General features: G+C 68.7%; 21 protein-coding genes and 5 pseudogenes. 9 read left to right on the top strand and 17 right to left on the bottom strand.

What is annotated here, in order from left to right:
* Positions 1 to 77: 77 nt before the first annotated feature.
* Both ACWD6R_RS14365 and ACWD6R_RS14360 read right to left on the bottom strand, forming a co-directional pair.
* Positions 78 to 290 (bottom strand): hypothetical protein, encoded by a 213-nt coding sequence (locus ACWD6R_RS14365; protein ID WP_018551753.1) that lies wholly within the window; start codon positions 288 to 290, stop codon positions 78 to 80.
* A 439-nt stretch (positions 291 to 729) separates the two neighbouring features.
* Positions 730 to 1011, bottom strand: coding sequence for an acylphosphatase (locus ACWD6R_RS14360; protein ID WP_451818960.1), 282 nt, complete (start codon positions 1009 to 1011; stop codon positions 730 to 732).
* Positions 1012 to 1159: 148 nt separating this feature from the next.
* On the opposite strand from ACWD6R_RS14360, the gene ACWD6R_RS14355 reads away from it, so the two are divergent.
* A complete protein-coding gene (locus ACWD6R_RS14355) occupies positions 1160 to 2080 on the top strand; it encodes a CAP domain-containing protein (RefSeq protein WP_451818959.1) in 921 nt (306 codons plus the stop codon).
* A gap of 23 nt (positions 2081 to 2103) precedes the next feature.
* Here ACWD6R_RS14355 and ACWD6R_RS14350 read toward each other — a convergent pair.
* The 3 genes and pseudogenes from ACWD6R_RS14350 to ACWD6R_RS14340 all read right to left on the bottom strand — a co-directional run.
* Positions 2104 to 2334: pseudogene (locus tag ACWD6R_RS14350) on the bottom strand (tyrosine-type recombinase/integrase); the annotation flags it as partial.
* Positions 2335 to 2395: 61 nt separating this feature from the next.
* Positions 2396 to 2605 (bottom strand): annotated as a pseudogene (locus ACWD6R_RS14345) (transposase); the annotation flags it as partial.
* A 232-nt stretch (positions 2606 to 2837) separates the two neighbouring features.
* Positions 2838 to 3086: a hypothetical protein gene (locus ACWD6R_RS14340; RefSeq protein ID WP_451818958.1), complete on the bottom strand. Its 249-nt coding sequence runs from the start codon at positions 3084 to 3086 to the stop codon at positions 2838 to 2840.
* Positions 3087 to 3262: 176 nt separating this feature from the next.
* On the opposite strand from ACWD6R_RS14340, the gene ACWD6R_RS14335 reads away from it, so the two are divergent.
* Positions 3263 to 3493 carry a hypothetical protein gene (locus ACWD6R_RS14335; RefSeq protein WP_451818957.1) on the top strand — a complete coding sequence of 77 codons (231 nt, stop codon included), beginning with the start codon at positions 3263 to 3265 and terminating at the stop codon, positions 3491 to 3493.
* 792 nt (positions 3494 to 4285) lie between these two features.
* Here ACWD6R_RS14335 and ACWD6R_RS14330 read toward each other — a convergent pair.
* Together ACWD6R_RS14330 and ACWD6R_RS14325 are read right to left on the bottom strand one after the other, a co-directional pair.
* On the bottom strand, positions 4286 to 4528 hold the full coding sequence (locus tag ACWD6R_RS14330) for a DUF2283 domain-containing protein (RefSeq protein WP_451819002.1): 243 nt from the start codon (positions 4526 to 4528) through the stop codon (positions 4286 to 4288).
* 653 nt (positions 4529 to 5181) lie between these two features.
* Positions 5182 to 5394 (bottom strand): hypothetical protein, encoded by a 213-nt coding sequence (locus tag ACWD6R_RS14325; protein ID WP_451818956.1) that lies wholly within the window; start codon positions 5392 to 5394, stop codon positions 5182 to 5184.
* Between the two features lie 590 nt (positions 5395 to 5984).
* Between ACWD6R_RS14325 and ACWD6R_RS14320 the strand changes: the two genes are divergently transcribed.
* Positions 5985 to 6389, top strand: a complete 405-nt coding sequence (locus ACWD6R_RS14320) for a winged helix-turn-helix transcriptional regulator (protein ID WP_451818955.1) — start codon at positions 5985 to 5987, stop codon at positions 6387 to 6389.
* On the opposite strand, the gene mutM is transcribed toward ACWD6R_RS14320, so the two are convergent.
* A complete protein-coding gene (gene mutM / locus ACWD6R_RS14315; protein WP_451818954.1) occupies positions 6379 to 7248 on the bottom strand; it encodes a bifunctional DNA-formamidopyrimidine glycosylase/DNA-(apurinic or apyrimidinic site) lyase in 870 nt (289 codons plus the stop codon). The genes ACWD6R_RS14320 and mutM overlap by 11 nt on opposite strands.
* A 214-nt stretch (positions 7249 to 7462) precedes the next feature.
* On the opposite strand from mutM, the gene ACWD6R_RS14310 reads away from it, so the two are divergent.
* From ACWD6R_RS14310 to ACWD6R_RS14300, 3 genes are read left to right on the top strand one after another with little or no spacing between them, the layout of a single operon-like run.
* Positions 7463 to 8254, top strand: coding sequence for an ABC transporter ATP-binding protein (locus ACWD6R_RS14310; protein ID WP_451818953.1), 792 nt, complete (start codon positions 7463 to 7465; stop codon positions 8252 to 8254).
* Positions 8241 to 9161: an ABC transporter permease gene (locus ACWD6R_RS14305; RefSeq protein WP_451818952.1), complete on the top strand. Its 921-nt coding sequence runs from the start codon at positions 8241 to 8243 to the stop codon at positions 9159 to 9161. The genes ACWD6R_RS14310 and ACWD6R_RS14305 overlap by 14 nt, the downstream gene beginning before the upstream one ends.
* Before the next feature lie 45 nt (positions 9162 to 9206).
* Positions 9207 to 9971, top strand: coding sequence for a sirohydrochlorin chelatase (locus ACWD6R_RS14300; RefSeq protein WP_451818951.1), 765 nt, complete (start codon positions 9207 to 9209; stop codon positions 9969 to 9971).
* A 75-nt stretch (positions 9972 to 10046) separates the two neighbouring features.
* On the opposite strand, the gene ACWD6R_RS14295 is transcribed toward ACWD6R_RS14300, so the two are convergent.
* The 4 genes and pseudogenes from ACWD6R_RS14295 to ACWD6R_RS14280 form a co-directional block, all read right to left on the bottom strand.
* The gene (locus ACWD6R_RS14295; protein WP_451818950.1) at positions 10047 to 12671 is read right to left on the bottom strand and encodes a right-handed parallel beta-helix repeat-containing protein; all 2625 of its coding nucleotides are present in this window, start codon (positions 12669 to 12671) and stop codon (positions 10047 to 10049) included.
* A 235-nt stretch (positions 12672 to 12906) separates the two neighbouring features.
* A complete protein-coding gene (locus ACWD6R_RS14290; protein WP_451818949.1) occupies positions 12907 to 13539 on the bottom strand; it encodes a DsbA family protein in 633 nt (210 codons plus the stop codon).
* Positions 13540 to 13607: 68 nt separating this feature from the next.
* Positions 13608 to 14192 carry a TIGR03086 family metal-binding protein gene (locus ACWD6R_RS14285; RefSeq protein ID WP_451818948.1) on the bottom strand — a complete coding sequence of 195 codons (585 nt, stop codon included), beginning with the start codon at positions 14190 to 14192 and terminating at the stop codon, positions 13608 to 13610.
* A gap of 78 nt (positions 14193 to 14270) precedes the next feature.
* Positions 14271 to 15272, bottom strand: a pseudogene (locus ACWD6R_RS14280) (ketopantoate reductase family protein).
* A 278-nt stretch (positions 15273 to 15550) separates the two neighbouring features.
* On the opposite strand from ACWD6R_RS14280, the gene ACWD6R_RS14275 reads away from it, so the two are divergent.
* Both ACWD6R_RS14275 and ACWD6R_RS14270 read left to right on the top strand, forming a co-directional pair.
* Complete coding sequence (locus tag ACWD6R_RS14275) at positions 15551 to 16420, top strand: aldo/keto reductase (RefSeq protein ID WP_451818947.1); 870 nt, start codon at positions 15551 to 15553, stop codon at positions 16418 to 16420.
* A gap of 14 nt (positions 16421 to 16434) precedes the next feature.
* A pseudogene (locus ACWD6R_RS14270) lies at positions 16435 to 17239 on the top strand (ABC transporter ATP-binding protein).
* 26 nt (positions 17240 to 17265) lie between these two features.
* On the opposite strand, the gene ACWD6R_RS14265 reads toward ACWD6R_RS14270, so the two are convergent.
* From ACWD6R_RS14265 to ACWD6R_RS14245, 5 genes and pseudogenes are all read right to left on the bottom strand, one after another.
* Positions 17266 to 17649: a nuclear transport factor 2 family protein gene (locus tag ACWD6R_RS14265; protein ID WP_451818946.1), complete on the bottom strand. Its 384-nt coding sequence runs from the start codon at positions 17647 to 17649 to the stop codon at positions 17266 to 17268.
* A gap of 108 nt (positions 17650 to 17757) precedes the next feature.
* Positions 17758 to 17916 (bottom strand): annotated as a pseudogene (locus ACWD6R_RS14260) (DUF1697 domain-containing protein); the annotation flags it as partial.
* Between the two features lie 89 nt (positions 17917 to 18005).
* Positions 18006 to 19238, bottom strand: a complete 1233-nt coding sequence (locus ACWD6R_RS14255; protein ID WP_451819001.1) for a S8 family serine peptidase — start codon at positions 19236 to 19238, stop codon at positions 18006 to 18008.
* 2 nt (positions 19239 to 19240) lie between these two features.
* The gene (locus ACWD6R_RS14250; RefSeq protein ID WP_451818945.1) at positions 19241 to 20434 is read right to left on the bottom strand and encodes an RNA-guided endonuclease InsQ/TnpB family protein; all 1194 of its coding nucleotides are present in this window, start codon (positions 20432 to 20434) and stop codon (positions 19241 to 19243) included.
* 558 nt (positions 20435 to 20992) lie between these two features.
* Positions 20993 to 21418, bottom strand: a complete 426-nt coding sequence (locus ACWD6R_RS14245; protein ID WP_451818944.1) for a hypothetical protein — start codon at positions 21416 to 21418, stop codon at positions 20993 to 20995.
* 451 nt (positions 21419 to 21869) lie between these two features.
* On the opposite strand from ACWD6R_RS14245, the gene ACWD6R_RS14240 reads away from it, so the two are divergent.
* On the top strand, positions 21870 to 24257 hold the full coding sequence (locus ACWD6R_RS14240; protein ID WP_451818943.1) for an MMPL family transporter: 2388 nt from the start codon (positions 21870 to 21872) through the stop codon (positions 24255 to 24257).
* Positions 24258 to 24259: the final 2 nt, after the last annotated feature.

Genomic DNA, 24259 nt, shown 5'->3' with positions numbered 1-24259 from the left:
GACGATTCCGGTGACGATCCGGTGATGAACTCAGACGGCTGACACAAGCAGCCCGACCGGCCCCTGTGGGCCCTCGGTCAGGTCAGCGCCGGCTCCGCCTGAGGTACGTCGATGTCGATGCTGTCGAGCAGCGACTCTTGGTGCTGGGCGGCGGCGTTGAGCGCGTCGTTCTCGTCCTGGATCCGTACGAGCTCGGATTCCAGGTCCTGGACGCGTTGCTGGAGCCGTCGCATCTCGGCGAGGAGTCGCGGGTCGGAACCGCCGACGTAACCGAGAAGCGCCTTTGCCATGATGGATGGTCCTCCACACTGAGTGACCGACCGATGCGGTGTGGGTCGTGAGGGAATCGCACCCGCGGTGCTCGGCAGTGCTCTGTCATCACTGCGGTTCTGCTGCCAAAGAACTCTGCCAAACAGCTAAGGTGCGCGGGGTTTTCAGCGTCTCACCAAAAAGTTTGACGGTCAACACGATCACACCCCGTAGACGCGGGTGACCCGGGGGCGCGCGGCTTGACGATCACGCGGCGCGACTCTCCTGCGGGGCCCTGGGGGGCGTGGAGATCATCCTTACTGCCGCAGCCTGGCACGGCAACCGAATCTTGGCAACTGTCCGGTCCTTCCGCAGGTCATTTCATGTGTACGCAGATGAGCGGCCCTTCTCGTCACCCCTCGCCGCCTGTCGAACACGGTCCGAACACGACCCCGAATTCGGACCTCATTCGGAACGGGATCAGCGGATCGCAAACCCCTCGTAACCGCCGCGCGGGGTGCCCCAGATCTCAGTGACTCCATCCACGCGTCCGGGTGTGTCGTCGGAACGCAGCCACTCCAGCAGGCGGTGGCAATTCTCATGTTGCCCCTCGGCGACAACCTGCACTCGACCGTCGTCGAGATTGAGGGCGAATCCGGTGAGACCACCGATCTCCAAAGCATTTGCCCTGGTGAACCAGCGGAACCCTACTTGCTGTACTCGGCCGCGCACCCAGGCGGTGAGTCGTACATCTTCGTTCATGGCCGAACGCTAACCGGCCAATTACTCAAGGGTCACTTCGCCCCGTTGAGCCATGGCGTACAGTCCCGTCGAAACCAGAGCCTCACTCGATCGGGTGAGGCGTATTGACGCCGATTCTGGCGTCCAGACCGTCAGAAGGGGACAGCAGATGGGACGCCATCGACGCTCCGCCGCAGGTCCCGTGGCAGGTTCGGCCGCTGACACGTCCGCGGCCGCGAAAGCCCGCGCGCACCGCAGGATGCGGTCCGGCATGCCCGGGCGTACGGGACTGATCGGCGTCTCCGCTGCGATGGCCGTCGGAGCCGTGGCCGTGGCTTCTGGTCTGTTGCCCGGCGGCGGCACGTACCACGTGACCGGTGGCGCGGCCGCCGACCAGATCCGCTCCCAGGGAGCGCCGGACCTGCTGACGCAGGGCGGCTCCACCACCGCTCCGGCCGACCGCGGTATCGCGCCGGCCGAGGCCGGCCGCAGCACCGAGCGTTCCCCGGAGCCCCGGAAGTCCGAACGGTCGGGCTCCCCCAGCACCTCGGCCACGCCGTCCGCCTCCCCTTCGAAGACGGCCGAGCAGACGGAGAGGACGAAGGCGCCCGCGGCGGCCGGGACGACCGGTTCCGCGCCGTCCGCCACGGCCTCGGCGGCGCCGACGACATCTGCCGCCGCTCCGGCGCGCAGGGCCACGACCCCGGCCGGCGACACCTCCGCCCAGGCCGCCGTGCTCGCGCTGGTCAACCAGGAGCGCGCAAAGGTCGGCTGCAGCCCGGTCACGGCCAGTGCCCCGCTCACCTCGCTCGCCCAGAACTTCAGTGACGACATGGCGGCCCGCGGCTTCTTCGACCACACCGACCCCGACGGCCGGACCCCCTGGGACCGCGCGTCGAAGGCCGGTGTGACGGGGCTCGGCGGCGAGAACATCGCCCGCGGCCAGGCGGACGCACAGGCGGTGATGGACTCCTGGATGAACAGCGAAGGCCACCGCGCAAACATTCTCAACTGTGACTACAAGCGCCTCGGCGTGGGAGTGCACTTCGGCTCCGGCGGCCCCTGGTGGACCCAGGACTTCGGTTTCTGAGATTTTCACAGGTCAGCGACCTGTCAGCTTTCTTGGGCCGTCTCGGGGCCGATATCGGCAACCGAGGCGGCCCAAACTGTGTCTACGGCGGCCCGCGTACGGGTCTCGCTCGACGGCATCAGATGCGTGTAGGTCCGCAGCGTGAAGCCGGGGTCATGGTGGCCGAGGTATTCACTGAGAGCCTTGATGCTCTCGCCCGCGTCCAGGAGTACGGACGCGTAAAAATGCCGCAGCGCATGCATTCCGTTGTCCCGCCCGGTGACCACACGGTCATGTCCCCTGGTGTGGTGTAGCGGCGGGCAGCTGTTCTCTGCCCTGGGTGGCCAGCAACCTGTCGCGGTGCCCATTGCGCCAGGTGGTGCGGGACTCGGTGTGCTCGTTCCACTCGGCGCCGATCCGGGCGGTGGCCTCCGCCTCGATCAGTTCCTGCAGAATGCGCTCGCACACCGCACGGATTGTCTCGACTCCATCCGCCGCACGTAGTGACTCCAGCAGCCGCAACAGGTCAGACTGGGACAAGGCCATCGTGCACTCCCCGGGTTGGATTTAGCCGTTTTCCCGGAGCGTTGCACGATGGCCGTTGCCTGTTCAGGGGGCACGAACCGGAGCAGCGGAAGCACATGCAGGGCGCACCGACCCAGGCTCACCACCTTGATCCCCTACACCACGACAGGGGACACGATCGACCACACCAGCAGCACGTGGAGCCGGACGCCACTGGCGATCGTTGAACCGGTTGCGGTTCAGGGAGAGGCCCTCAGGACTCCGGAAGGTGAGCGACGCCGTGACTGGTGGACCGTTCACTGTCTTCCAGGGCAACGTCACCTCGGCCGCGGGAAACCGTGTGCAGGTGGCCGGCCAACGCGAAGGCAATGGACTCGGGCAGAGGAACGTCCCGCTCCTTGCCGCCCTTGGGCGGAGCGAACACAGGGCGGTTGCGGAGCAGCTTCACTTGCCGCACCACGTGCACGATGCTGTCGAGGAAGTCGACATCCTCGACAGCCAATCGAAGGAATGCCGTACCCCGAGAACCTTGATCACCACTTTGTGGTGGACCCGGCGAAGTTCGACTTCTACGCCATGGACTGTTAACGCCTGCTGAGAGAGGACCGCTTCGCCGAGAACCTCGCCCGCGAGGTGATCCGGGCGGGCACGGACTTCGACGGCTCCGAGTGCTCACCCATGCGCATGGCGGAGGCACGGATCACTCTCGGCGTGGTCGCGGCCCGGCAAGGCAACTTGGACCAGGCCGTGAACTACGGCAAGTGGGCGCTAAAAGGTGACCGCCAGTCTCTGCCTTCTCTGCTCATGGTCAGCCGTGAGCTTGCAGCCATCATCAATCGCGACTACGCGACGGAGACGGCAGGCCGCGAGTACCTGGATCACCTGACCACACTCACTCGCACTAGCTAGGGGCGTGTGTCACCGTGAGGCTCCGTCCGGGCGGGCGCGGAGCGGCCCCCGTACGGCTCCGCGCCGTAGACTTATCAGGGAGCTTGAGCCTTGCCAGACGTCCAGTTCAGGCGGGCCCCGCGAGATTGATCCCGCCAAGGGCGGCGGGATTGGAGTTTCCCACGGCTCCGGCCATCGCGGGCTCTCTCTCCAATGAGCGGAAGCCTCTGCCTCGCTTTGTGAGCGGTGGAATCCCCTCAGGAAGGACGTGGGCCAGATGAGCCACCTTGTGAGCCAGGTGCCCATCAGTGACATCACAGTGGCCGCTTCGGCTGTGCGCTGGATTTTCCCCCTCGGCATAGCAGTGGTCGTAGTCGCTGTTCTGCTTGGCCTCGTCTGGTGGGACACGCGCCGTCGGTCTCGAGCACGACAGCAGGGACCACGGGCCCAGCGTTCCTCCCGAAGCGGCGAAAACTTGAGGGATGCAGATGATTTCGGGGAAGGTCTCAGCCCATATGAGATCAACCGGCCCTCTTCGCCAAGGGACGCACACAAGGATGACAACGGTGGGGCTTTTGGCAGTGGAGGACCCGGCTGCTGACGGGTCGGCGACATCGGCGGCACTTGCCGAGATCATCGCGCGGTCAAGATCTACTTTCGATACACGCCCTAGCTAGTGCCGCATCTGGCAACGTTCGCCCTGTTGTGATGACGTGCCGTCCGGGTGCTATGCCGGACAGCACGTGGCCGACAGGCTGTGTAGGTGGCAGCTCACCGGCAGAAGCGGCTCAAGCCGCTCCCACTGGACATCCGTCAGATCGCCCCTACTCCTGGTAGCCCTCTCAACGAATCACGCGCTCGGCGGACGCGGTTACGGTCGATTCTCTCGGCGCTGCCCAGCAGCTCCGGGTGCAACCGGCGTCTGGCGCTGAACAGTTCGATGCCCAGAAGTCGTCCGTGTGAGTCGTAGTCGAGTATCGCCGTGTCGTCCTCGGCAGGTACCTGCCGGACGGCCTCTCCTGGGGCGATCCCGTCGACAAGGTAGATGTACGCCATATTTGCAGAGGCGTCGTATTCGACCCGCATTGGCGGCCTTCCCCGTCGTTCGCCGACCTGGGGTGTCAGGTCCTGGCCTTACCGAAAGCCCACTGACGTCGAAGATCGCCAGGACAGTGCCTAGAGCTGTTACAGGTTTCTCTACCTCATCAAGCACCCGGCTGCGCTCCGCTTCGCCGGGCGCGCTTCCCGGCTCTGGCTGCGCCCGCGCTCCTGCCTTCGGCCCGCTCGGCGCTGCCGCCGCCGCCGCGCGCCCACGATGGATAGGCCCGGAAGGCATGAGACGAGAACCAAGCCCGCGGCTTCACGACATGCCTCCGGCGGGGGCGCTCAGACTCCGGGATGGACGGGGCGCCGTTCGCGAGTGCCGGCCGGAGCGTGGCGAGCGTAGTGGGCTCCCATCCCGACCACCTTCGACCCAGGCAGAGCCGAGCAGTCGCGGCCCAGGGCTCAAGGTCGTTCGTACAGTGGCGCGCTCCACCTTGACGCCCTGAACCACGCCCGCTCCACGGTGTGTGGGTCGAAGGCGGACGGGATGGGAGCTGGGGTAAGTGGTGGGTTGAGGCAAGTTGGCCGAGCACACGTGTCGGCGACCTCAGGCTGAAGGAGCCACACGTGTGCCAGGTAGAGGGGGAAACTGCGGTCGAAGGCTCTCAGGGGCGAGCCAGTGAAGACCGCATGGCAGCCATGAGCTTCTGGCGGGCCTCCCGGAAGGCGCGCCGTACCTGTGTGCACTCAGGATCGTCACGCAGATGTCCGGCGACCACCGCGTCCCGGTATAGGAGCAGTTGGTAGGCGGCATCCCTGGCGGACTGGGCCACCTCCGGTGTGGCCAGTAGCTCCAGTTGATACTGCTTCGAGTGCACGCCGTGGGCCAGGATGCTGGCGCGAGCAAGCTGGGTCCGTTCATCCACTGGTAGGTGCCCCGATCGACTGGCATCGCTTATGGCGTCGCGCGCCTCAGTCAGGGCCTCCAGGAACTGGGCAGACACCGTGCGCAGGGTCTCTCTGTCACGCTCGCCTGTGTCCCGTCGCCAACGCACTCGGTCTGTGGCGAGCGTGCTGCCCACCCCGATAACCGCACCCACCACTGTGGCGACTAACGCTGTCCATTCCATGGCCTGGAGACTACGAGTCCGCCGAGTCTGGCGGCCAGGGGCCCGTGACTCTTCTGTCATCGCACCACGGAGCGCCCTCCCGGGGCCGTCTCGGGGCCGTGGAAGGGCGCTCAACGATGACCAACGCTGACAACTGCCGACAGCTGAGCAGCAGGTCAAAGCGTTGATCGATTTCGTGACCGCAGGTTGGGGATTCGCCGTGTCACTTCTTCGGTTTCTGAGATTTCCGGGCCCTCCGGGATGCCTTCCGGACCGCATGGGCGGCACTTCTGCCTCATCACTTACGCCCGCACAGCGCACTCCAAAAGAGAGCACTGTGCGGGCGTAAGCTGTTTCTCATGGACGAGACGGCCCCGCGGGACTGCGCCGACAGCCTGCCCTTCGACGTGTTCTCCCGGCAGTGCCCCTCGCGCGGCACGCTGGAGCACGTCACCGGGCGTTGGGGCAGCCTGACGCTGACCGCGCTGTACGAGACGGGCGCCCGCTTCAACGAGCTGCGCCGCAGGGTCGACGGGGTGAGCGAGAAGATGCTCTCCCAGACGCTTCACGCACTGGAGCGGGACGGCCTCGTCCTCCGGGAGGCGCAGCCCACCAATCCGCCGCGCGTCGACTACGAGCTGACCCCGCTGGGACGCGAGGTCGCCGGCCCTCTGCTCGGGCTGATCCAGCTCGTCGAGGGCCGGATGCCCGAGATCCTCGACGCCCGCAGCCGTTACGACGAGGCGCGCGAGGTCACGCTCTAGGCGTGTTGGCCCGCGGCGGCCGCTGGCACCTCGGGCAGTAGTAGCTGGAGCGGTTCATCCACGGGCGGCGGCGCATCGCCGTACCGCAGCGGTGGCAGGGCTCGTCCTCGCGCCCGTACGCGTCGAGCGACCGGTCGAAGTAGCCCGACTCGCCGTTCACATTGACGTAGAGGCTGTCGAAGCTGGTGCCGCCCTGCGCGAGCGCCGCGTTCATCACGTCGCGGACATGGCCGAGCAGCTCGGCCGACCTGGGCCGGGTCAGGGTCGCGGTGGGCCGGTCGTAGTGCAGCCTGGTGCGCCAGAGCGCCTCGTCCGCGTAGATGTTGCCGACGCCGCTGATCAGCGACTGGTCGAGCAGGGCGCGCTTGACCGTCGTACGGCGCAGACGCAGAGCGGTGTGGAACGCCGCGTCGTCGAAGGCGGGGTCCAGGGGGTCGCGGGCGATGTGCGCGATGGTGTCGGGCAGCCCGTCCGGGGTGTTCTCGTGGACGGAGAGCCCGCCGAAGGTCCGCTGGTCGACGAAGCGCAGCTCGGTGCCGAGGGCGTCGTCGAAGCGGATCCGGATCCGCAGATGCTTCTCGTCGGGGGTGTCCTGCGGCTGTACGAGCAGCTGACCGCTCATGCCGAGGTGGCCGAGGAGCGAGGAGGAGTCGTCGTCCAGCGGAACCCACAGGTACTTGCCGCGGCGCATGGCCGTACCGAAGCGGCTGCCGCTGAGCCGGGCCGCGAAGTCCGTGGAACCCGCGAGATGGCGGCGGACCGCGCGCGGGTGCAGGACCTCGACCTCACCGACCGTACGGCCGGTGACCCAGCGATCGAGACCGCGCCGTACGACTTCGACCTCAGGCAGCTCGGGCACGGAGTGGCTCCTCAAGAGACTGAACAGTTTAGACCGACCGGCAAATGGAGGCTGGGTGCGTGCAGCTGCAAGGCGGAGGATTGAGACATGGCGGAGCCATGGTGATTGACGACAACGCGGCAGATGTGCGTGCCCAGCCCCGCGACGCCGCCCCCCATTTGCCGGTCGGGCTAAGCCACCCGACCGTTCCAGGATCTCCCAGGAGGTGACGACCATGGCGACGACCACGCTCACCAAGGCCGAGGACCGTACGGCGGTCGGGCACGCCGCCCGTATCGACCACGTCTCGAAGTCCTTCAGCGGACCGGAGGGACAGCAGCTCGTCCTGGACGACATCACGCTCGATGTCGCCCCCGGCGAGTTCGTCACCCTTCTGGGAGCTTCCGGGTGCGGTAAATCGACACTGCTCAACCTGGTGGCCGGACTCGACCGCCCGACCGCGGGGTCCATCGAGACCCCCGGCGGGCGGCCGGCCCTGATGTTCCAGGAGCACGCCCTCTTCCCGTGGCTGACCGCGGGCAAGAACATCGAACTCGCGCTGCGGCTGCGCGGCGTACCCAAGTCCGACCGCCGCACGGAGGCGGAGCGGCTGCTCGAACTCGTACGGCTCGGCGGGGCTTACGGGAAGCGGGTGCACGAACTCTCGGGCGGCATGCGTCAGCGGGTGGCGATGGCCCGCGCGCTCGCCCAGGACAGTCAACTGCTGCTGATGGACGAACCGTTCGCAGCTCTCGACGCCATCACCCGGGATGTGCTGCACGACGAGCTGACCCGGATCTGGCGCGAGACGAACGTCTCGGTCCTCTTCGTCACGCACAACGTGCGGGAGGCGGTCCGGCTCGCCGAGCGGGTCGTCCTGCTGTCGTCGCGGCCGGGCCGGATCGCCCGGGAGTGGACGGTCGGCATCGACCAGCCGCGCCGCATCGAGGACACCACGGTGGCGGAGCTGTCCGTCGAGATCACCGAACAACTGCGTGGGGAGATCCGCCGACATGGCCAGCACTGACACCACCGCCAAGGACAGCACCGCCGCGTCCGGCACCGTCAAGGACGCCGCCCAGGACCTGGCCGGGCTGGAGGCGGGGCTCGACGCGCTCGACGCGGTGCGGGTGAACCGGACTCCGGTACGCCAGGTGCTGGTGCAGAAGGTCCTGCCGCCGGTCGTGGCTGTCGCGCTGGTGCTCATCGTCTGGCAGATCCTCATCTGGGCGAAGGTCACCGACGACTACAAGCTGCCGTCGCCGTCCCAGGTCTGGGACGAGGTGACCAACGCCTGGGCGCAGGGCACCCTGCTCGACTACATCTGGACGAGCGTCTCGCGCGGCCTGCTCGGCTTTCTGCTGGCGCTCGTCATCGGTACCCCGCTCGGGCTGCTGGTGGCGCGCGTGAAGGTGGTGCGCGCGGCAATCGGCCCGGTGCTCTCCGGTCTCCAGTCGCTGCCGTCGGTGGCGTGGGTGCCGCCCGCGGTGATCTGGCTGGGGCTCGACGACAAGATGATGTACGCGGTGATCCTGCTGGGCGCCGTCCCGTCGATCGCCAACGGTCTCGTCGCCGGTGTCGACCAGATCCCGCCGCTGCACCTGCGGGCCGGGCAGACGCTGGGCGCCACCGGGCTGCGCGGCACCTGGCACATCGTGCTGCCCGCCTCGCTGCCCGGCTATCTGGCGGGTCTGAAGCAGGGCTGGGCGTTCTCCTGGCGCTCACTGATGGCCGCCGAGATCATCGCCTCGTCGCCCGATCTGGGCGTGGGCCTGGGGCAGTTGCTGGAGCAGGGCCGCGAGACCAGCAGCATGTCGATGGTGTTCCTCGCCATCTTCCTGATCCTGATCGTCGGCATCGCCATCGACCTGCTGATCTTCAGCCCGCTGGAGCGGTGGGTGCTGCGCAGCCGCGGCCTCCTCGTCAGTCGCTGACCCACGACACCGACCCAGGAACCGATCCAGGAACCGAGTACCGTCATGGCTTCCCCCGTTCTTCTCGTCCTCGCCCACGGCAGCCGCGATCCGCGGCACGCGGCGACCGTGCACGCGCTCACCGTGCGGGTCCGGGCGCTGCGCCCCGGACTGCGCGTGGAGACCGGCTTCCTGGAGTTCAACGCCCCGTCCGTGCCGCGGGTGCTGGAGCGGCTGGCCACGGAAGGCGCCGGCGAGGTGGTGGCCCTTCCGCTGCTGCTGACCCGGGCCTTCCACGCCAAGACCGACATCCCCGCCGTGCTGAACGAGGCACAGACCCGGCTGCCGCGGCTGCGGATCCGGCAGGCGGAGGTGCTCGGCCCTTCGCCGCTGCTGAACTCCGCCCTGGAACGGCGGCTGTACGAAGCCGGGGTCTCCCCCGGCGACCGAAGCTCGACCGGGCTCGTCCTGGCCTCGGCGGGCTCCACAGACCCGGAGGCGATCGCAGTGATCGCTGAAATCGCGCGGGAGCTGCGGCACACCGGTTGGTGCGCCGTGCGGCCTGCGTTCGCCTCCGCTGCATCTCCTGGGGGCCATCCCCCCGCCGAGGACGCGGTGCGGTCCCTGCGGGCGTCCGGTGTCCGTCGTGTTGCCGTGGCCCCGTACGTCATCGCGCCCGGCCGCCTCCCCGACCGTATCGCCGCGGGCGCCCGGGAGGCGGGGGCGGATGTACTGGCCGACGTGCTCGGTCCTTCGCGGGAGTTGGCGCGGCTGCTGCTGCGCCGCTACGACGAGGCGTGTGTGCCGCGCGTGGCGGCGCTCACCGCCTGACACCGGCGCGGGCCACACGTCCGGCCGGCTCCGGCCGGGCGCGGCGCGGGATGCGCGGCGCCCGGCCGTTTCGGTCTACCCGGCCTTGGTCGTCGCCTTGACCGTGACCGCCGGTCCGGCGCCCGCCGCGGTGACAGCGGCGACGGTGACCGTGTACGCGGTGCCGGGGGTCAGCCCGCCGATCACCCGGAACATCCCCTTGGCCGAGGGCTGGCCGACCAGGGCGTCCCGCCCGTTGACCTCGATGGTCCGGCCGTCGGAGACCGTCAACCGGTAACCGATCACCTTGGCGTCACCCATGTTCTTGGGCGGGGTCCAGGCAACCGTCGCTGCGGTGGCCGCGGTGCGCAGCTTTGGCGCGGAAGGTGCGTCGGACAGCACCGTGGCCGCGGTCGGCCGGAGTGCGGCCGAGGGGAGGGACGGGGCACTGGAGCCCTGCGCGTTGGCCGCGGTGACAGTGACGGTGAAGGGGCCGCCGTCCTCGGGGAGCCCACCGATACGGATGTAGGCCAGCCGCTTGTAGTCGGCGGCCGGGACGGTCGCTGCCGCGGCCTCGGTCCCGTCCGGCCGCAGGGCGTGCGCGGTGTAGCCGGTCACCGGTGAACCGCCTTCCGCGAAGCTGGGGTTGAAGGTGACGTACAGGGCGTCCGCCCCCGCCGTGCTGGTGCCGACCCGGGACGGCGCCTCGGGTACGGAGAGCGCCCCGGTGCCGCGCTCGAGAATCCCCTCGTACGCGGGCTCGAGGCCGGCGTTCTCGACGATCTGTGCGGGAACGTCGGCGAGGGAGGTCATGATGCGGTTGCCGGTGGTCACCAGACCCTTGTTGTCGCCGTCGCTCGTGCCCTCCTCCCACCAGTTGTCCTTGATGAGCGTCGGGTCGTTGTTGCCCAGACCGTCGCGGTAGTCGGTGTGGCGGCTGGCGACATTGGCGTACGAGGCGCCGTACAGCACATTGCCCTCGACGGTCTCGTAGGTGCAGCCGTTGTCGGTGTAGACGTTCTTGCCGAGGCCCCACTGGTCGTGGATGACATTGCCGGTGACCTTCTCGCCGTCTGCCAGTGATGTGCCGGTGATGCCCTGGGTGTAGATGCCACCGCCGTCGTCGAACATCTGCATGTAGTCGAAGATGAGGTTGTCGCTCACGGCGTTGTCATGGCTGGGGTTGGGTGTCGCGGGCGATCCGATCTTGTCGGGCCAGCCTCCCCAGCCCATGGATATCGCGCTGTAGCCGAGATGGTCGAGCTGGTTGTGCGCGATGGTGTTGTGCTGGGTGTAGCCGCTCAGGATGCCAACCGCTCCGTGGTATTCGCGGGGCAGCCCGTAGAGATGATTGTTCGTCACCTCTATGTGGGCGGCGGGGGTTCCGCCGTCCACGCCGCCGATCTCCAGGCCGTTGCCCGAGATGTCGGTGAAAACGCTGCCCGTGACCTGCGTGTCGGTCGTACCGGTGCCGAGTTCGAGTCCGGCGGCGCCGAGATGCGTGAAGACGCTGTCGCTGAACTCGATGCGCTGCCCGTACGTGAGGGAGACGTTGCCCGGCATCTTGGTCCAGGAGGCGAACGGGCAGGTGCCGCCCTCGACAAACCCGCACAGGCCCTGAGTGGCCCAGCCGGTGGGTCCGGTGATCGTGTAGCCGGCCTGGATCTCGGAGAAGCCCTCGGACCCCGAGGGGGTCAGCCAGGTGGCATAGCTGAACTGGAGCCCGCGGAAGGCGACGTCGTGGACGGGGGCCGCGGCGGTGCCACGGCCTTCGACGAGCTTCTCGGCCGAGGCCGCCTCGACGTCCGCGCGACGGATGTCCTCACCCTTGCGCGGCAGGTAGTAGACGGTGCGGGCCGAGCGGTCGAGGTACCACTCGCCCGGCTGGTCCAGGAGTTCGTAGGCGTTCTCGATGTACGAAGCCTTGCCGCCATTGGTGAGATGGCCGGGGCCGACCATGGAGACGGACCGGCCCGGGATGTCGGGAAACTCCACACGCCTGTTGGAGTTGTCCCAGCACGGCTGGACCATGGTGAGGGTGGTGCCCTCGGCCTCGGAGATCCGGCAGCGCGGTTCGGTCCACTGGCCGAGGCCGTTGCGTTCGACGTTCCAGAGCTCTTCACCGCTGGAGTAGACGAGTTCGGCATCGGACGGGTGGCGCCAGTGCGCGATGGTGTCCGCGGACGCGGTGTATCCGGTGGGCGTGACCGTCAGCCCGACGGGCACTTCGCCGCGTGCGCGCTGGGCGCGCACTCCGTCGACGTACAACTGCCGTGTGTCGGTGAGACCCCGGGGTGCGGGTGCCGAGTAGAGACCGGGGCGTCCGTGGACCGGCTTCCAGCCTTCGACCTTGCGGCCGCCGCTGATGACCGTGGATCCGGTCCCCTGCCAGACGATCCGGTGGCCGTCCCGGCCGGAGTCCCGGGCGTCGAGGACGAGCGGCTTCTGCGTCCGGTACGTACCGGAGGCGAGGTGAACCGTGAGGTCGCCGTCGTGACGCGCGGCCCTCGTACGTGCCAGGTCGCGGGCGCGCTGAAGGGTCCTGACGGGGTGAGGGGCCGTGCCCTGCGCGCGGTCGTCACCTGTGGGGGACACATAGACATCTGCGGAGTGCACGTCGGCCGGGTCGGTGGCTCCGGCTGCGGTCACGCTGCCGGGGACGCCGAGCGCCAGGACAGCGGAGAGAGCCGCGACAAGCGCGGCTCTTCGGGGTGCGAGCATCTTCCCTCCCATGAAATCTGTCTCGTCAGCACGAGAAAGGTAGGAGGGTTGACGCAGCACGGTCAACGAAGTTTGCAGAAATACCCGCTCGGAGCCCTCACTTTCACAGGAGTCATCGGATCAATTGCGACAAGCCCTCGCTTGCCGACTGCCGAACGCGATCAGGTACGGGTAGGCGGGCTCCGCGTCCGGAGCACCATGAGGAGCACCTGCGGTCCCGAAGGGGTGCGGGCGCTCAGCCGACGTCGAGGCTGCCGGTGCGGGTGCGCTTGAGCTCGAAGAATTCCGGGTAGCCGGCCAGCACCCGGAAGCTGTCGAAGAGCCTGCCCGCCTCCTCGCCGCGCGGGGCGGCACGCAGCACCGGGCCGAACCACACCGTGCCGTCGACATGGATCGTCGGCGTGCCGACATAGCCGTCCGCCTCCGGGTCCTTGCCCGCGTCATGACTGCGCCGCAGCGCGTCGTCGTAGGTCTCCGCGTGCGCGGCGCCGGCGAGCGCGGCGGGCAGGCCCAGCTCGGCGAGGGATTCGGCGATCACCTCGTCGAAGTCCTCGTTCTTCTGCTGGTGGATGCGGGTGCCGAAGGCGGTGTAGAGGTCCCGGAGCACGCGGTCGCCGCGCTCGGCCGCCGCGGCGACCGCGACCCGTACCGGACCGATCGACTTGTCGACCAGTTCCCGGTACCAGTCGGGCAGTTCATTGCCGGTGTTGTGCAGGTGGAGGCTCATGACGTGGAAGCGGAGCTCGATGTCGCGCTGCTGCTCCACCTCCAGCATCCAGCGGGAGGTGATCCAGGCGAACGGGCAGGCGGGGTCGAAGTAGAAGTCGACGACGGCCCGGTCCGTACCGTGATTCCGATGAGTGGTCATGGCCCGAGCGTAGCCAGTCATTGGCGTACGGCCACGGGCCAATCAACATCCGCTCCAGTGGGCCACTTTCAGGCAGCGGTCCACTGCGGATCGCGTCCGCTGCGGGCCAGTGCGCGCGCGAGGACGGGCGCCGATCCGGGCACGTCGACCTCGTCGGCGAAGCCGCCGTACTGCCGGTAGAGCTCGGCGGATCCGTCGATGACGCCGAGGACGTACGCGGCCGCCCCGTCGGAGAGTCTGAGCTCCTGACCGGTCGCGCGGGCCACGCCCCAGCTGTGCAGAGCCGTCTCCTCGATGAGCATCCCGGCGATCTCGGCCGCGGGGGAGGACGCATGGTCCAGGTCGATCTCGCCCTCCCAAACGGCCGGGTCCGACCAGGCGGCGACGGCCCGGTCCAGCTGCGCCGCGTACTGTTCGGCCCAGTCGGCGTCGGCGGTGAAGTCACGGGCGGTGAGCTCGTCGGGGAGGGGCGTGCGCCGGGCCCGGTGCTCCAGGCCGTGCGAGGTGTAGAGCACCCAGTGGTTGATCAGTTCCCGCAGATCCCAGTCGCCACAGGGCGTGGTGGGCGCGGCCAACTGTTCGGCGCTGATGCCACGGGCGATACGGGCCGCCTCGGCGGCGCATTCGGTCATATGGGCGTGCTCGGTCTTCATGCACCGGACGGTACGGCCGGCCGCCGACGCCGGTATTGAAGAAATGCGACAGCGGCCCGTGCCGGACGTCCGGCTCGCTCAGGAGGCGGCGTCGACCCGTGCGGTGAGTTCGGCCACGGACATCGTTCCGGGCTCCCGCCGCTCGCGCGCGAACGTGTTCGCGGTGCGCTGCAGTACGTCGTTGACCGGCGTGGGCACTCCGTGCAGCCGCCCGAGCAGCGCGATCTCGCCGTTGAGGTAGTCCACTTCGATCGTGCCCGTACCGCGGCTGAGACTCTGCCAGGACGAACCGGCGCCGCGCGGCGAGCCGTCGAACGGCTCGAAGCGGATCCGGCCGCCCCGCGCCTTCGCCTGTTCCTCCTGTCCGACCGCGTCGATACCGGCGGCCGCCAGGACCGCCTTCCCCTCGGCGAGCGCCCGCTTGAACAGGGCGACGGCGTCGTCCCCGGTGAGCAGTCCGGTGACCGCCTCGATCGCGTTGGCGAGGTTGGACAGGAGCTTGCCGTACTTCCAGCGCATCACGTCCGGCACGACCGGGGCGAGCAGCTTCGACTTCTCCAGGTCGGCGGCGATCCGCTCGGCTGTCCCGTCCGTTCCGGCGGGGTAGCGCCCGAGATGCAGGATGCCGGTCAGCGGGGCTCCGGCCGCGGACACCTCACCGGGCCGGACGAAGGTGGCGGGCAGCCAGACACACATCCCATACACGTGCTGGAAGCGTCGCAGCGCGAGGCGTTCGCTCTCCACGCCGTTCTGCGCGCAGACCAGGGGCAGCTGCTCACCTGCAGTACCGCCGCCCGCCACCGGTCGCGCGCTCCAGGCGTCGAGCGCGGCGGTGCTGTCCTGCGTCTTCACGGCGAGTACGAGGACGTCGTCGGGGGCCAGGTCGAGAGCCTCGGGCCGGTCGACGACGGGGAGGCGGTGGGTGCGGGGGCCGTCCGGGGTGATGAGCCGGAGGCCGGCCTCGCGCAGTGCCTCCTACTGCACGCCGCGCGCCACGAGGACGACGTCGTGGCCGGCCTCGGCCAGACGCCCGCCGATGGCTCCTCCGACGGCACCCGCTCCCACGATGATGTAGCGCATTCCTGCTCCCGTTCGGTGCGGCCGTACGTCACATGGTGGCGGTCAGATCCTATGCGGGGTCCGGGGACCTCGGTCGAGGCGCCGGCTGCGAACCGTTCGGCCGAGGCGCCGTCCGGGCGCTGAGCCACGAACTCCCGCAGCCGCAGGACCCGTTGCACGGATCCGATGAGCGTCGGCCTGCCCGATCCGTCCTCTCGGCTGCCCGTCGGCATGGCGACGGCCTCCCCTCGCGGCGCCGCGAGGGGAGGCCGTCGAAGCAGCGTACTAATGTTCCCGTTATGCCTGATACTTCGCGCGCTACTGATGATTCGTTCCTGCTCGGGGGCGAGCTGCCTGTGCGGCGGCTCGGTTTCGGCACGGCTCAGCTGACCGGCCCGGGATACTGGGGGCCTCGTGGCACCCGGCAGGATGCCGTCGCGGTGTTGCGACAGGCGGTGGAGTGCGGCGTGACCCTGATCGACACCGCCGACAACTACGGCCCGGAGCTGGCCGAGGAACTCGTCGCCGAAGCACTCCACCCGTACCGCGACGGTCCGGTGATCGCGACCAAGGGCGGCGTGGTGCGGACCAGCGACAGCGCCTGGCACATCGCGGGGCGTCCCGAACAGCTGCGGGCGATGTGCGAGGCCAGTCTGCGGCAGCTCCGGACCGACCGGATCGACCTCTACCAGTTGCACCGGCTGGATCCGGACGTGCCCCTCGCCGAGCAGCTCGGGGCTCTGGACGCGCTGAGGCAGGAGGGTAAGATCCGTTTCATCGGCCTGGACACCCTCACCGCCGGCCAACTGCAGGAGGCCCTCTCCCTGACCGGGATCGCCTCGGTGCAGAACCGCTTCAATCTTCTCGACCGTTCGTCGGACGCGGTGCTGAGACTCTGCGAGACCCATGGCCTCGCCTTTCTGCCCTGGTTCCCGCTGGCGAACGGCGCCCTGGCCGGTGAATCCGCCGCGGCGCTCGCCGATATCGCCGAACGGCATGGTGCCACCCGCGGGCAGATCGCCCTGGCCTGGCTGCTGCACCGCTCGCCCGTACTGTGCCCGACCCCGGGCACGGGTTCGCCCGTTCATCTGGCGGAGAACCTCGGGGCTGCGGCGATCCGGCTGTCCACCGAGGACATGAGCCGCCTGGAGACGCTCACCCCCGCATGAAGGAGTACCCGCCGGTGACCACCACCTCCCCGACCGTCCCAGCCTCATCCGCCGCACCGGTGCCGGTGATCCGCGCCGACGGTGTCCGGCTCGTCCGGGACGACAACGTCCTGCTCGACTCGGTCTCGCTGACCGTCCGCAGCGGTGAGCACTGGGCCCTGCTCGGCGCCAACGGTGCCGGAAAAAGCACGCTGCTCGGGCTGCTCGGCGCGGTCACCCATCCCACCGCCGGATCGGTGGAGATCCTGGGACGGACGATCGGACGGGTCGACCTGCGGGAGCTTCGAACCCTGCTGGGACACGTCAACCCCCGCCACCCGCTGCGCTCGCCGCTGTCGGTGCGTGAGGTGGTGCTGACCGGTCTGACCAACTCGGTCGAGCCGGTGCCGCGTTGGTCCGCGCGCACCGAACAGCGGGCACAAGCCGACCGGTTGCTGAAGATGCTGGGCATGGAGGCGAAGACCGGTTCGCGCTGGCCGTCGCTCTCGCAGGGCGAGCGGGCCGTACGCTCATCGCCCGCGCGCTGATGCCGCGGCCCCGGTTGCTGCTCCTCGACGAGCCGGCCACCGGTCTGGATCTTGCTGCCCGCGAACAGCTGCTGGACACCCTGGACACCTTGCGCGAGGAACATCCGGAGCTGGCGACGGTCCTGGTCACGCACCATCTGGAGGAGCTGCCCGCCTCCACCACGCATGCGATGCTGCTGCGCGCGGGGCGCTCTGTGGCCTCGGGTCCGGCCGGCGAGGTGATCACCACGGACCGGGTCAGCGACTGGACGGCAGGTGGACGGCGCGTGCGCAGCGCGTCAGCCGCGACTGAGGGCGGTCACGCGCCTTCGTACGCCGTCACTCGTCGTCGGAGGGTCCGGCGACGAAGGGGGTCGCCTGGTGGAAGTAGAGCAGCCAGCTCCGGCCGGTCAGCCGCCACAGCGAACTGCGGTGCGCCCGTATCCCCTTGGACTCCGTCTCGAAGGTCAGATGGACGATTCCGTCGGCCAGCTGGACCCCGTGCATCCGGGACGCGGTGAGCGGTCCGGGCCGTGGTGCGTCGTCGGCGATCAGCAAGGCGATGATCGCGTCGCGGTTCCAGGAGCGGCCGGTGGCGTCGATCTCGCGGTACTCCGGGTGCAGCACCTGGGAGAGGAGTTCGGCGGAGGCGCGGACCAGGGGGTCGAGCAGGCTCAGCTCACCCTCGATGGCCGCGGAGACGCCGGGCGACGACTCAGTCACGTGTCATCTCCAGGAACGTGGCGACGGTGTCCCGGTTTCGCGTGTTGGCGGTGAGGCTCTTGGTGAGGGCGGGACGGTGGAGCACGTCGGCGAGCCCGGAGCGGCCGAGTCCGACGCACCGCTGAGGACGGCATGGCCGCTTCGCAGGTGGGTACGGACGTCCCGGTGACCCAGATCCGTGAGCAGCGTGCGCAGTTCCGCCATCGGAACCTTGCTGTGGCCGCTCGCATTGATCCCGCGCAACAACGCTGCGTACGTCGTGGTCATGGGCACACCATAGGACGATCTGCCCGAGCAGCGCGGCCGCCGCGCCCCATGGGGGAGAGCACGGCGGCCGCCGATTTCGGTGGTGCCTGCTACTCAACGACCTTCAGCAGTTTGTTCGGCGCGCCCTCGGTCGCGTGGGAGATCGCGTCGGGGGTGGCGCCGTGGGTGAGCGCCGTGGCGACCTCCGCCGGGGTGGCTTCCGGGTGTCCGGCGAGGTAGACGGCAGCGGCACCGACGACATGCGGGGTCGCCATGGACGTACTGGAGATGGTGTTCGTCCCGTCGTCGCTGTCGTTCCAGGACGAGGTGATCTCCGAACCCGGGGCGTAGATGTCCACGACCGAGCCGTAGTTGGAGAACGACGACTGCTCGTCGTCCACCGTGGACGAGGCGACCGTGATGGCCTCCGGGACGCGGGCCGGGGAGCCCTCGCCCGCGTCGGCGGACTCGTTTCCGGCGGCCACCGCGAAGGTGACTCCGGAGGCGATGGCCTTCTGGACCGCGGCGTCGAGGGCCGGGTCGGCGCTGCCACCGAGGCTCATGTTGGCGACGGACGGGCCCTCGTGGTGCGCGGTGACCCAGTCGATGCCGGCGACGACCTGCTCGGTGGTGCCCGAGCCGGAGTCGTCGAGGACGCGGACGGCGACGATCTTCGCCTTCTTGGCGACGCCGTACGTCGCGCCGGCGATGGTGCCGGCCACGTGGGTGCCGTGGCCGTTTCCGTCGTCGGCGCTGTCGTCGTTGTCCACGGCGTCGAAGCCCGAGGTGGCCCGGCCCTCGAACTCCTTGTGCGTGATCCGGACACCGGTGTCGATGACGTATGCCGTGACGCCCTCACCCGCGCTGTCCGGGTAGGTGTACGCGTTGTCGCCTGCGGTCTCGGTCTGGTCGATCCGGTCGAGACCCCAGGACGGCGGGTTGTCCTGGGTGGCGTCGATGTGGAACTTCTTGTTCTGGACGACCTTGGAGACGGCCGGGTCGGCCGCGAGCCGCTTGGCCTCGGTCTGCGAAAGTCCGCTGGCGGAGAAGCCGTTGATAGCGGAGCTGTAGGTGCGCTTCAGCTTGCCGCCGTACTCCTGGGCGAGCTTCGCCTTGTCGGCCTTCTGGTCCAGCATCACGATGCAGCTGCCCTGGACGGCGGTTGCCGCGTCGGCGCCGTAGACCGTGCCCATCGCCGGGGCGGGCGTGGCTCCGGCGAACGACGTGCCGAACAGGGTGATTCCGGCGGCTGCGGCCACGGCGGTGATCGCCGCGGTGAGCTTGGTCTGGCGTGCGCGCTTGTGTATGGCCTTGACTTCTCCCCCTCCTGAAAGGAGGGGGATTCTTACGGCTCGCGCCGTGAGGGTTTCTGCTTCGTCGCCGACTGCCCGCCCGGAGTACTCCGTTGAGGTCTTACACCAGCTCCACAGACTGTCACGGCCAGCCCGGCCGCCAGAAGGTTCTTCGCCGCGTTGATGTCCCGGTCGTGGGTCGTCCCGCAGTCACACGTCCACTCACGGACGTGCAGGGGCATCTTCGATGCGATGGTGCCGCAGGTGGAGCACAGCTTGGACGAGGGGAAGAAGCGGTCCACCGCGATCACTTCCCGCTCGTACCAGGCTGCCTTGTACTCCAGCATGCTCCGAAACTCAGACCATGCCGCATCGCTGATGGCGCGGGCCAGGCTCCGGTTCTTGACCATGTTGCGCACGGTCAGGTCCTCGATCACGAGCGTTTGGTTTTCACGCACGAGACGAGTGGAAAGTTTGTGCAGGTGATCCCGTCTGCGGTCGGTGATCCGGGTGTGGATCTTGGCGACCTTGCGCCGGGCTTTGGCCCGGTTGGTGCCGTCGCCCTTGGCCTTCTTCGCCAGACGGCGCTGGGCCAGAGCGAGACGGGCACGGTCACGGCGCTCATGCTGTGGGTTGGTGATCTTCTCCCCGGTGGAGAGGGTCAGCAGGTGGTTCAGGCCCACGTCGATGCCGACCGCCGCATCGGTGGCGGGCAGCGGCTTGACAGCCGGATCGTCGCACAGCATCGACACGAACCAGCGTCCCGCACTGTCCTGCGAGACGGTCACCGTGGAAGGGCTCACACCCTCGGGGAGCGGGCGGGACCACACGATCGCCAGCGGCTCGGACATCTTCGCCAAGGTGAGCTTGCCGTCCCGGTACCGGAACGCGCTGGTGGTGTACTCCGCGCTCTTACGGGACTTCTTCCGACTCTTGAAACGCGGGTACTTCGCCCGCCTTCCGAAGAAGTTGGTGAACGCCACCTGCAAGTGCCTCAGCGTCTGCTGGAGAGGGACGCAGGACACCTCGGACAGGTAGGCCAGTTCCTCGGTCTTCTTCCACACGGTCAGCATCGCCGACGTCTGGTTGTAGTTGACCCGCTCCTGGCGCGCCCACGCCTGCGTGCGTGCGGCAAGCGCCATGTTGTAGACCTTGCGCACGCATCCGAACGTGCGCGACAGCTCCGCTGCCTGCGCGTCCGTCGGATAGAAGCGGTACTTGAACGCCCGCTTCACGTGAGTGGTCATGGCTCACATATTAGCGCGCTTGCTTGTGACTTTCTGCGGTTGATGGGTGGTCAACGACGAATCGCCCGGCGGCGATTCGTCTTTCCCTGCCCTGCTCCGCAGGGGCTTCGTTTCCTCCCTCACCTAAAGGCGGGGGTATCCACGAAGGAGTCAGGATGAAGAGGGGTCTCCTCGTCATTCTTTGTGGGGGGATTGGCCCTCGGCCGGAAGATCTCCGGGGGCTGGCTCGACCCTCACCCATTGACGCGCTCAGATCAACCCCTTCACGCAGCTGTGACTTACTCAACAAGGTTTCGTAATACGAAACCGGCTGGCCATATTCACGTCGGGCACCCAACCCGCCAACGACCTTTACAAACAGGGTCTTTGCTTCGTCCCCGGACAGGGGGTGACGCGGCAGAGCGCCGTGGCGAAACGCCGCGGCAGAGCAGGCACGCCCGCATGGTGGTGGAGCGGGGCGTGAGGACCGGGGCCGCTCACGGGGCCGTTTCACCATCGGGCTCCACCTGAACGCGCTGCCGCCGCGGTTTTCGTCACCGTCGGCTCCGCAGATGATCACTACGCGAACCAGCCGTACAGACCGTGCCCCTGCTCCGCGGCGCTGCGGGCGAGAGCGGCCACACCACCCACGATCTCGCCGGCCACCTCCCCCTCGATGAACTCGCCGTCCTCCGCCCGCTGCCCGGCCCACGACGCGGCGATCTCACGCACCCGGGATCGGCCCGCCCCGGCAAGAGCCGTGGACAGACGGGGCGAAATCACAAAGACGACGCAGCCGTCATCAGCAACGACGCGCGGCTCGCCGGCTTCGACGAGTTCCTCGAAGCCGGCGCCGGTGAAGAGGCACTCCCACTCGATCACGGCCTCCTCGGGATCTAAGTTGCCGCACGAAAGGGACTCGAAGGCGCGTCCCGGCCCGGTCCCCAGCACGTCGGCGGCTGACGCGTCATCCGGCGCGACGAAGAACTCGACCATGATGCTCATGGGTGCATGATGCCCGACTGCCCCGACCTGCCCGCGACGATCGACCGGACAACACGTCCTGGGGGGCCGCAAAGTCTCACCGCCCGCCCGGGGGGCGGGGCCGAAGGCGTCCGGTGTGAGCGGCCGTAAGGCGCCGGGATGCCCTCGTGGCGGAGCTACTTGGGCAGTTCGGCCTCGATGAGATCGGCCTCCCGCACTGTGCCGCCCTCCCCCGCCATCCGTTCCCGTACCGCCGCCGCCTTCGCCGCCACCTCACTGGGCGACGCCCGACAGCCTTTTACGTGTAAGGGCCTTGGACCGCCCCTCTCAGGGGTCCACCTGGCCCGCAAGGTGGAGAACGGGCCCCGCAGGTTCACCGTGGAGCATGAGGAGACGACGCGATTCCGCCCCTAACTTCGGAGCAGCGACGGTGGCAGGGAGCCGACGTCGGCCACGAGGGGGCAGGTCCGTCATGGGAACAGTGGATTCGGCGCGCACGGGGGCGCCACGCGTACGCGGCATCGCCGCCCGGGCCGGCGGCTGGAGCGCACGGCACCGATGGGCGGCGGTGACCGTATGGGTGCTGTTCGTCGTTCTCGCGATGGGACTCGGCTCGGCGACCGGCCGGGTCGACGTGAAGGAGAGCGACCAGCTGTCCGGCGAGGTGGGCCGGGCCGTGCAGATCACCGAGGACGCCGGGCTGAAGGAGCCGGCGGGCGAGACCGTGCTCATCCAGGCCGACAGCCCCTCGGTGAAGGCCACTTCACCGGAGTTCCGCTCGGCCGTCGACGCCGTGATGCAGGCGGTCCAGTCCACCGGTGAAGTGACCGCCGTGACCTCTCCGTACTCGACGAAGACCATCTCGGCGGACGGTCGCAGCGCGCTCGTACAGTTCGAGATGCGGGGGGATCCCGAAACGGCGAGCGCGCGCGTCGAACCGGTGCTGAAGGCCGTCGACAAAGTCCAGGGCGAGCACGACGGTCTCGTGATCGAGGAGATCGGCCGCGCCAGCATGGGCAAGACCTTCGATGACGCCTTCGGCGACGACTTCCAGCGGGCCGAACTCTCCGCCGTACCGGTCGCCCTGGGCATTCTGCTGATCGCGTTCGGGGCCCTCGTCGCCGCACTGCTGCCGGTGGCTCTGGCCATCACGGCAATCATCGCGACGATGGGGCTGATGGGCGTGGTCAGCCATCTCCAGCCGATGAGCGAGACGGCGAACTCGGTGATGCTGCTGGTCGGTCTGGCCGTCGGTGTCGACTACTGCCTCTTCTATCTGCGGCGCGAGCGCGAGGAAAGGGCCAAGGGGCGCGACGCCCGGACCGCCCTGATGATCGCTGCGGCAACCAGCGGGCGCGCGATCATCGTCTCCGGTGTGACGGTCTGTGTCGCGATGGCGGGCATGCTCTTCACCGGTCTCGCCGAGTTCGAGGCGATGGGGCTCGCCTCGCTCATGGTCGTTGCGGTCGCGATGGTCGGCTCGGTGACGGTCCTTCCCGCCCTGCTCTCGCTGCTCGGCGAGCGGGTCGAGAAGGGGCGGGTGCCGTTCCTCAACCGCCTCAAGCGGTCCGCCGGCACCCAGCGGAAGTCGACCGCTCACCACAACCGCCCGCACTCGTCGGCCGTGCAACCGGGCGATGCGAGCGGCGAGAGCCGGGTGTGGCGTGTGGTACTCAACTCGGTGCTGCGCCGGCCCTGGGCGGCGCTGGTGATCGCGGCGGGCGCACTCACCGCGATTGCACTGCCCGCCGTCGGCATGCACACCCAGAACCTCACCCTGGACCAGGAGTTCGGCAGCTCGCTCCCGATCGTGCGGACGTACGAGCGGCTCAACGCGGCATTCCCCGGCGGCGCCGACCCGGCGCGGGTCGTGGTGAAGGCCAACGACATCAACGCCGCTCCGGTACGTCAGGCGCTCGCCGACTTCCGCGAGCAGGCCGTCGCGTCGGGCGCCTCCAAGGGCCCGGTCGGCATGGTGACACACGACGCGGAGAACATCGCGGTCATCGACGTACCACTGGTCGGTGGATCCGATCAGAGCAGGGCCGTCAAGAGCCTGGATCTGCTCCGTGACCAGGTACGCCCGGACACGCTCGGCAAGGTCGACGGCGTCGAGGCGCCGATCACCGGTCAGGTCGCGGGGTCGAAGGACTTCAACGACCAGATCGTCGGCGCGGTGGTGCCGGTATTCGCCTTCGTTGTGGTCTTCGCCTTCCTTTTGATGCTGCTCTGCTTCCGTTCACTGACGATCGCGGTGACGTCCATCGTGCTCAACCTGCTGTCGGTGGGCGCTGCGTACGGCATCCTGACCGCCGTCTTCCAGCACGGCTGGGGCGCCTCTCTGGTCGGTGCGGAAGGAGTGGGGGCAATCGTCTCCTGGCTGCCGCTCTTCCTGTTCGTGATCCTCTTCGGGCTCTCGATGGACTACCACGTGTTCGTGGTGTCCCGGATCCGGGAAGCCCGACTGCAGGGCCGTTCGACCAGGGACGCGATCGCTCACGGCGTGGTGACAACGGCAGGCGTGGTGACCAGCGCGGCGGTCATCATGGTCGCGGTGTTCGCGATCTTCGGCACGCTGTCGATGCAGTCCATGAAGCAGATGGGCGTGGGCCTGGCCGCTGCGGTGCTGATCGACGCGACGATCATTCGCGGGGTGTTGCTGCCGGCTGTCATGGCGCTGCTCGACGAACGCAACTGGTACCTGCCGCAGTGGCTGAGGTGGCTGCCGGACCTGACACACGACGAGTCGGCCGCCGCGGACGGGGTGCGCGCCGACCGGGCCCCTGGTGCGATTCCCTCCCATGCCGTTGGGGCCACGGGGGAGACCCAGGACAACACGCTCACCGGACAGTCCCGATAATC

The sequence above is a fragment of the Streptomyces sp. NPDC005151 genome (assembly GCF_053599875.1).
Note: the sequence above shows the minus strand (reverse complement) of the source record. Positions and strands in the feature narration are given on the sequence as shown.

Excerpts from the sequence above, each read along its gene's own strand:
- ACWD6R_RS14365 (WP_018551753.1), bottom strand. The coding sequence starts at position 290 with ATGGCAAAGGCGCTTCTCGGTTACGTCGGCGGTTCCGACCCGCGACTC.
- ACWD6R_RS14360 (WP_451818960.1), bottom strand. The coding sequence starts at position 1,011 with ATGAACGAAGATGTACGACTCACCGCCTGGGTGCGCGGCCGAGTACAG.
- ACWD6R_RS14355 (WP_451818959.1), top strand. The coding sequence starts at position 1,160 with ATGGGACGCCATCGACGCTCCGCCGCAGGTCCCGTGGCAGGTTCGGCC.
- ACWD6R_RS14335 (WP_451818957.1), top strand. The coding sequence starts at position 3,263 with ATGCGCATGGCGGAGGCACGGATCACTCTCGGCGTGGTCGCGGCCCGG.
- ACWD6R_RS14330 (WP_451819002.1), bottom strand. The coding sequence starts at position 4,528 with ATGGCGTACATCTACCTTGTCGACGGGATCGCCCCAGGAGAGGCCGTC.
- ACWD6R_RS14320 (WP_451818955.1), top strand. The coding sequence starts at position 5,985 with ATGGACGAGACGGCCCCGCGGGACTGCGCCGACAGCCTGCCCTTCGAC.
- ACWD6R_RS14310 (WP_451818953.1), top strand. The coding sequence starts at position 7,463 with ATGGCGACGACCACGCTCACCAAGGCCGAGGACCGTACGGCGGTCGGG.
- ACWD6R_RS14305 (WP_451818952.1), top strand. The coding sequence starts at position 8,241 with ATGGCCAGCACTGACACCACCGCCAAGGACAGCACCGCCGCGTCCGGC.
- ACWD6R_RS14300 (WP_451818951.1), top strand. The coding sequence starts at position 9,207 with ATGGCTTCCCCCGTTCTTCTCGTCCTCGCCCACGGCAGCCGCGATCCG.
- ACWD6R_RS14295 (WP_451818950.1), bottom strand. The coding sequence starts at position 12,671 with ATGCTCGCACCCCGAAGAGCCGCGCTTGTCGCGGCTCTCTCCGCTGTC.
- ACWD6R_RS14290 (WP_451818949.1), bottom strand. The coding sequence starts at position 13,539 with ATGACCACTCATCGGAATCACGGTACGGACCGGGCCGTCGTCGACTTC.
- ACWD6R_RS14285 (WP_451818948.1), bottom strand. The coding sequence starts at position 14,192 with ATGAAGACCGAGCACGCCCATATGACCGAATGCGCCGCCGAGGCGGCC.
- ACWD6R_RS14275 (WP_451818947.1), top strand. The coding sequence starts at position 15,551 with ATGCCTGATACTTCGCGCGCTACTGATGATTCGTTCCTGCTCGGGGGC.
- ACWD6R_RS14250 (WP_451818945.1), bottom strand. The coding sequence starts at position 20,434 with ATGACCACTCACGTGAAGCGGGCGTTCAAGTACCGCTTCTATCCGACG.
- ACWD6R_RS14245 (WP_451818944.1), bottom strand. The coding sequence starts at position 21,418 with ATGAGCATCATGGTCGAGTTCTTCGTCGCGCCGGATGACGCGTCAGCC.
- ACWD6R_RS14240 (WP_451818943.1), top strand. The coding sequence starts at position 21,870 with ATGGGAACAGTGGATTCGGCGCGCACGGGGGCGCCACGCGTACGCGGC.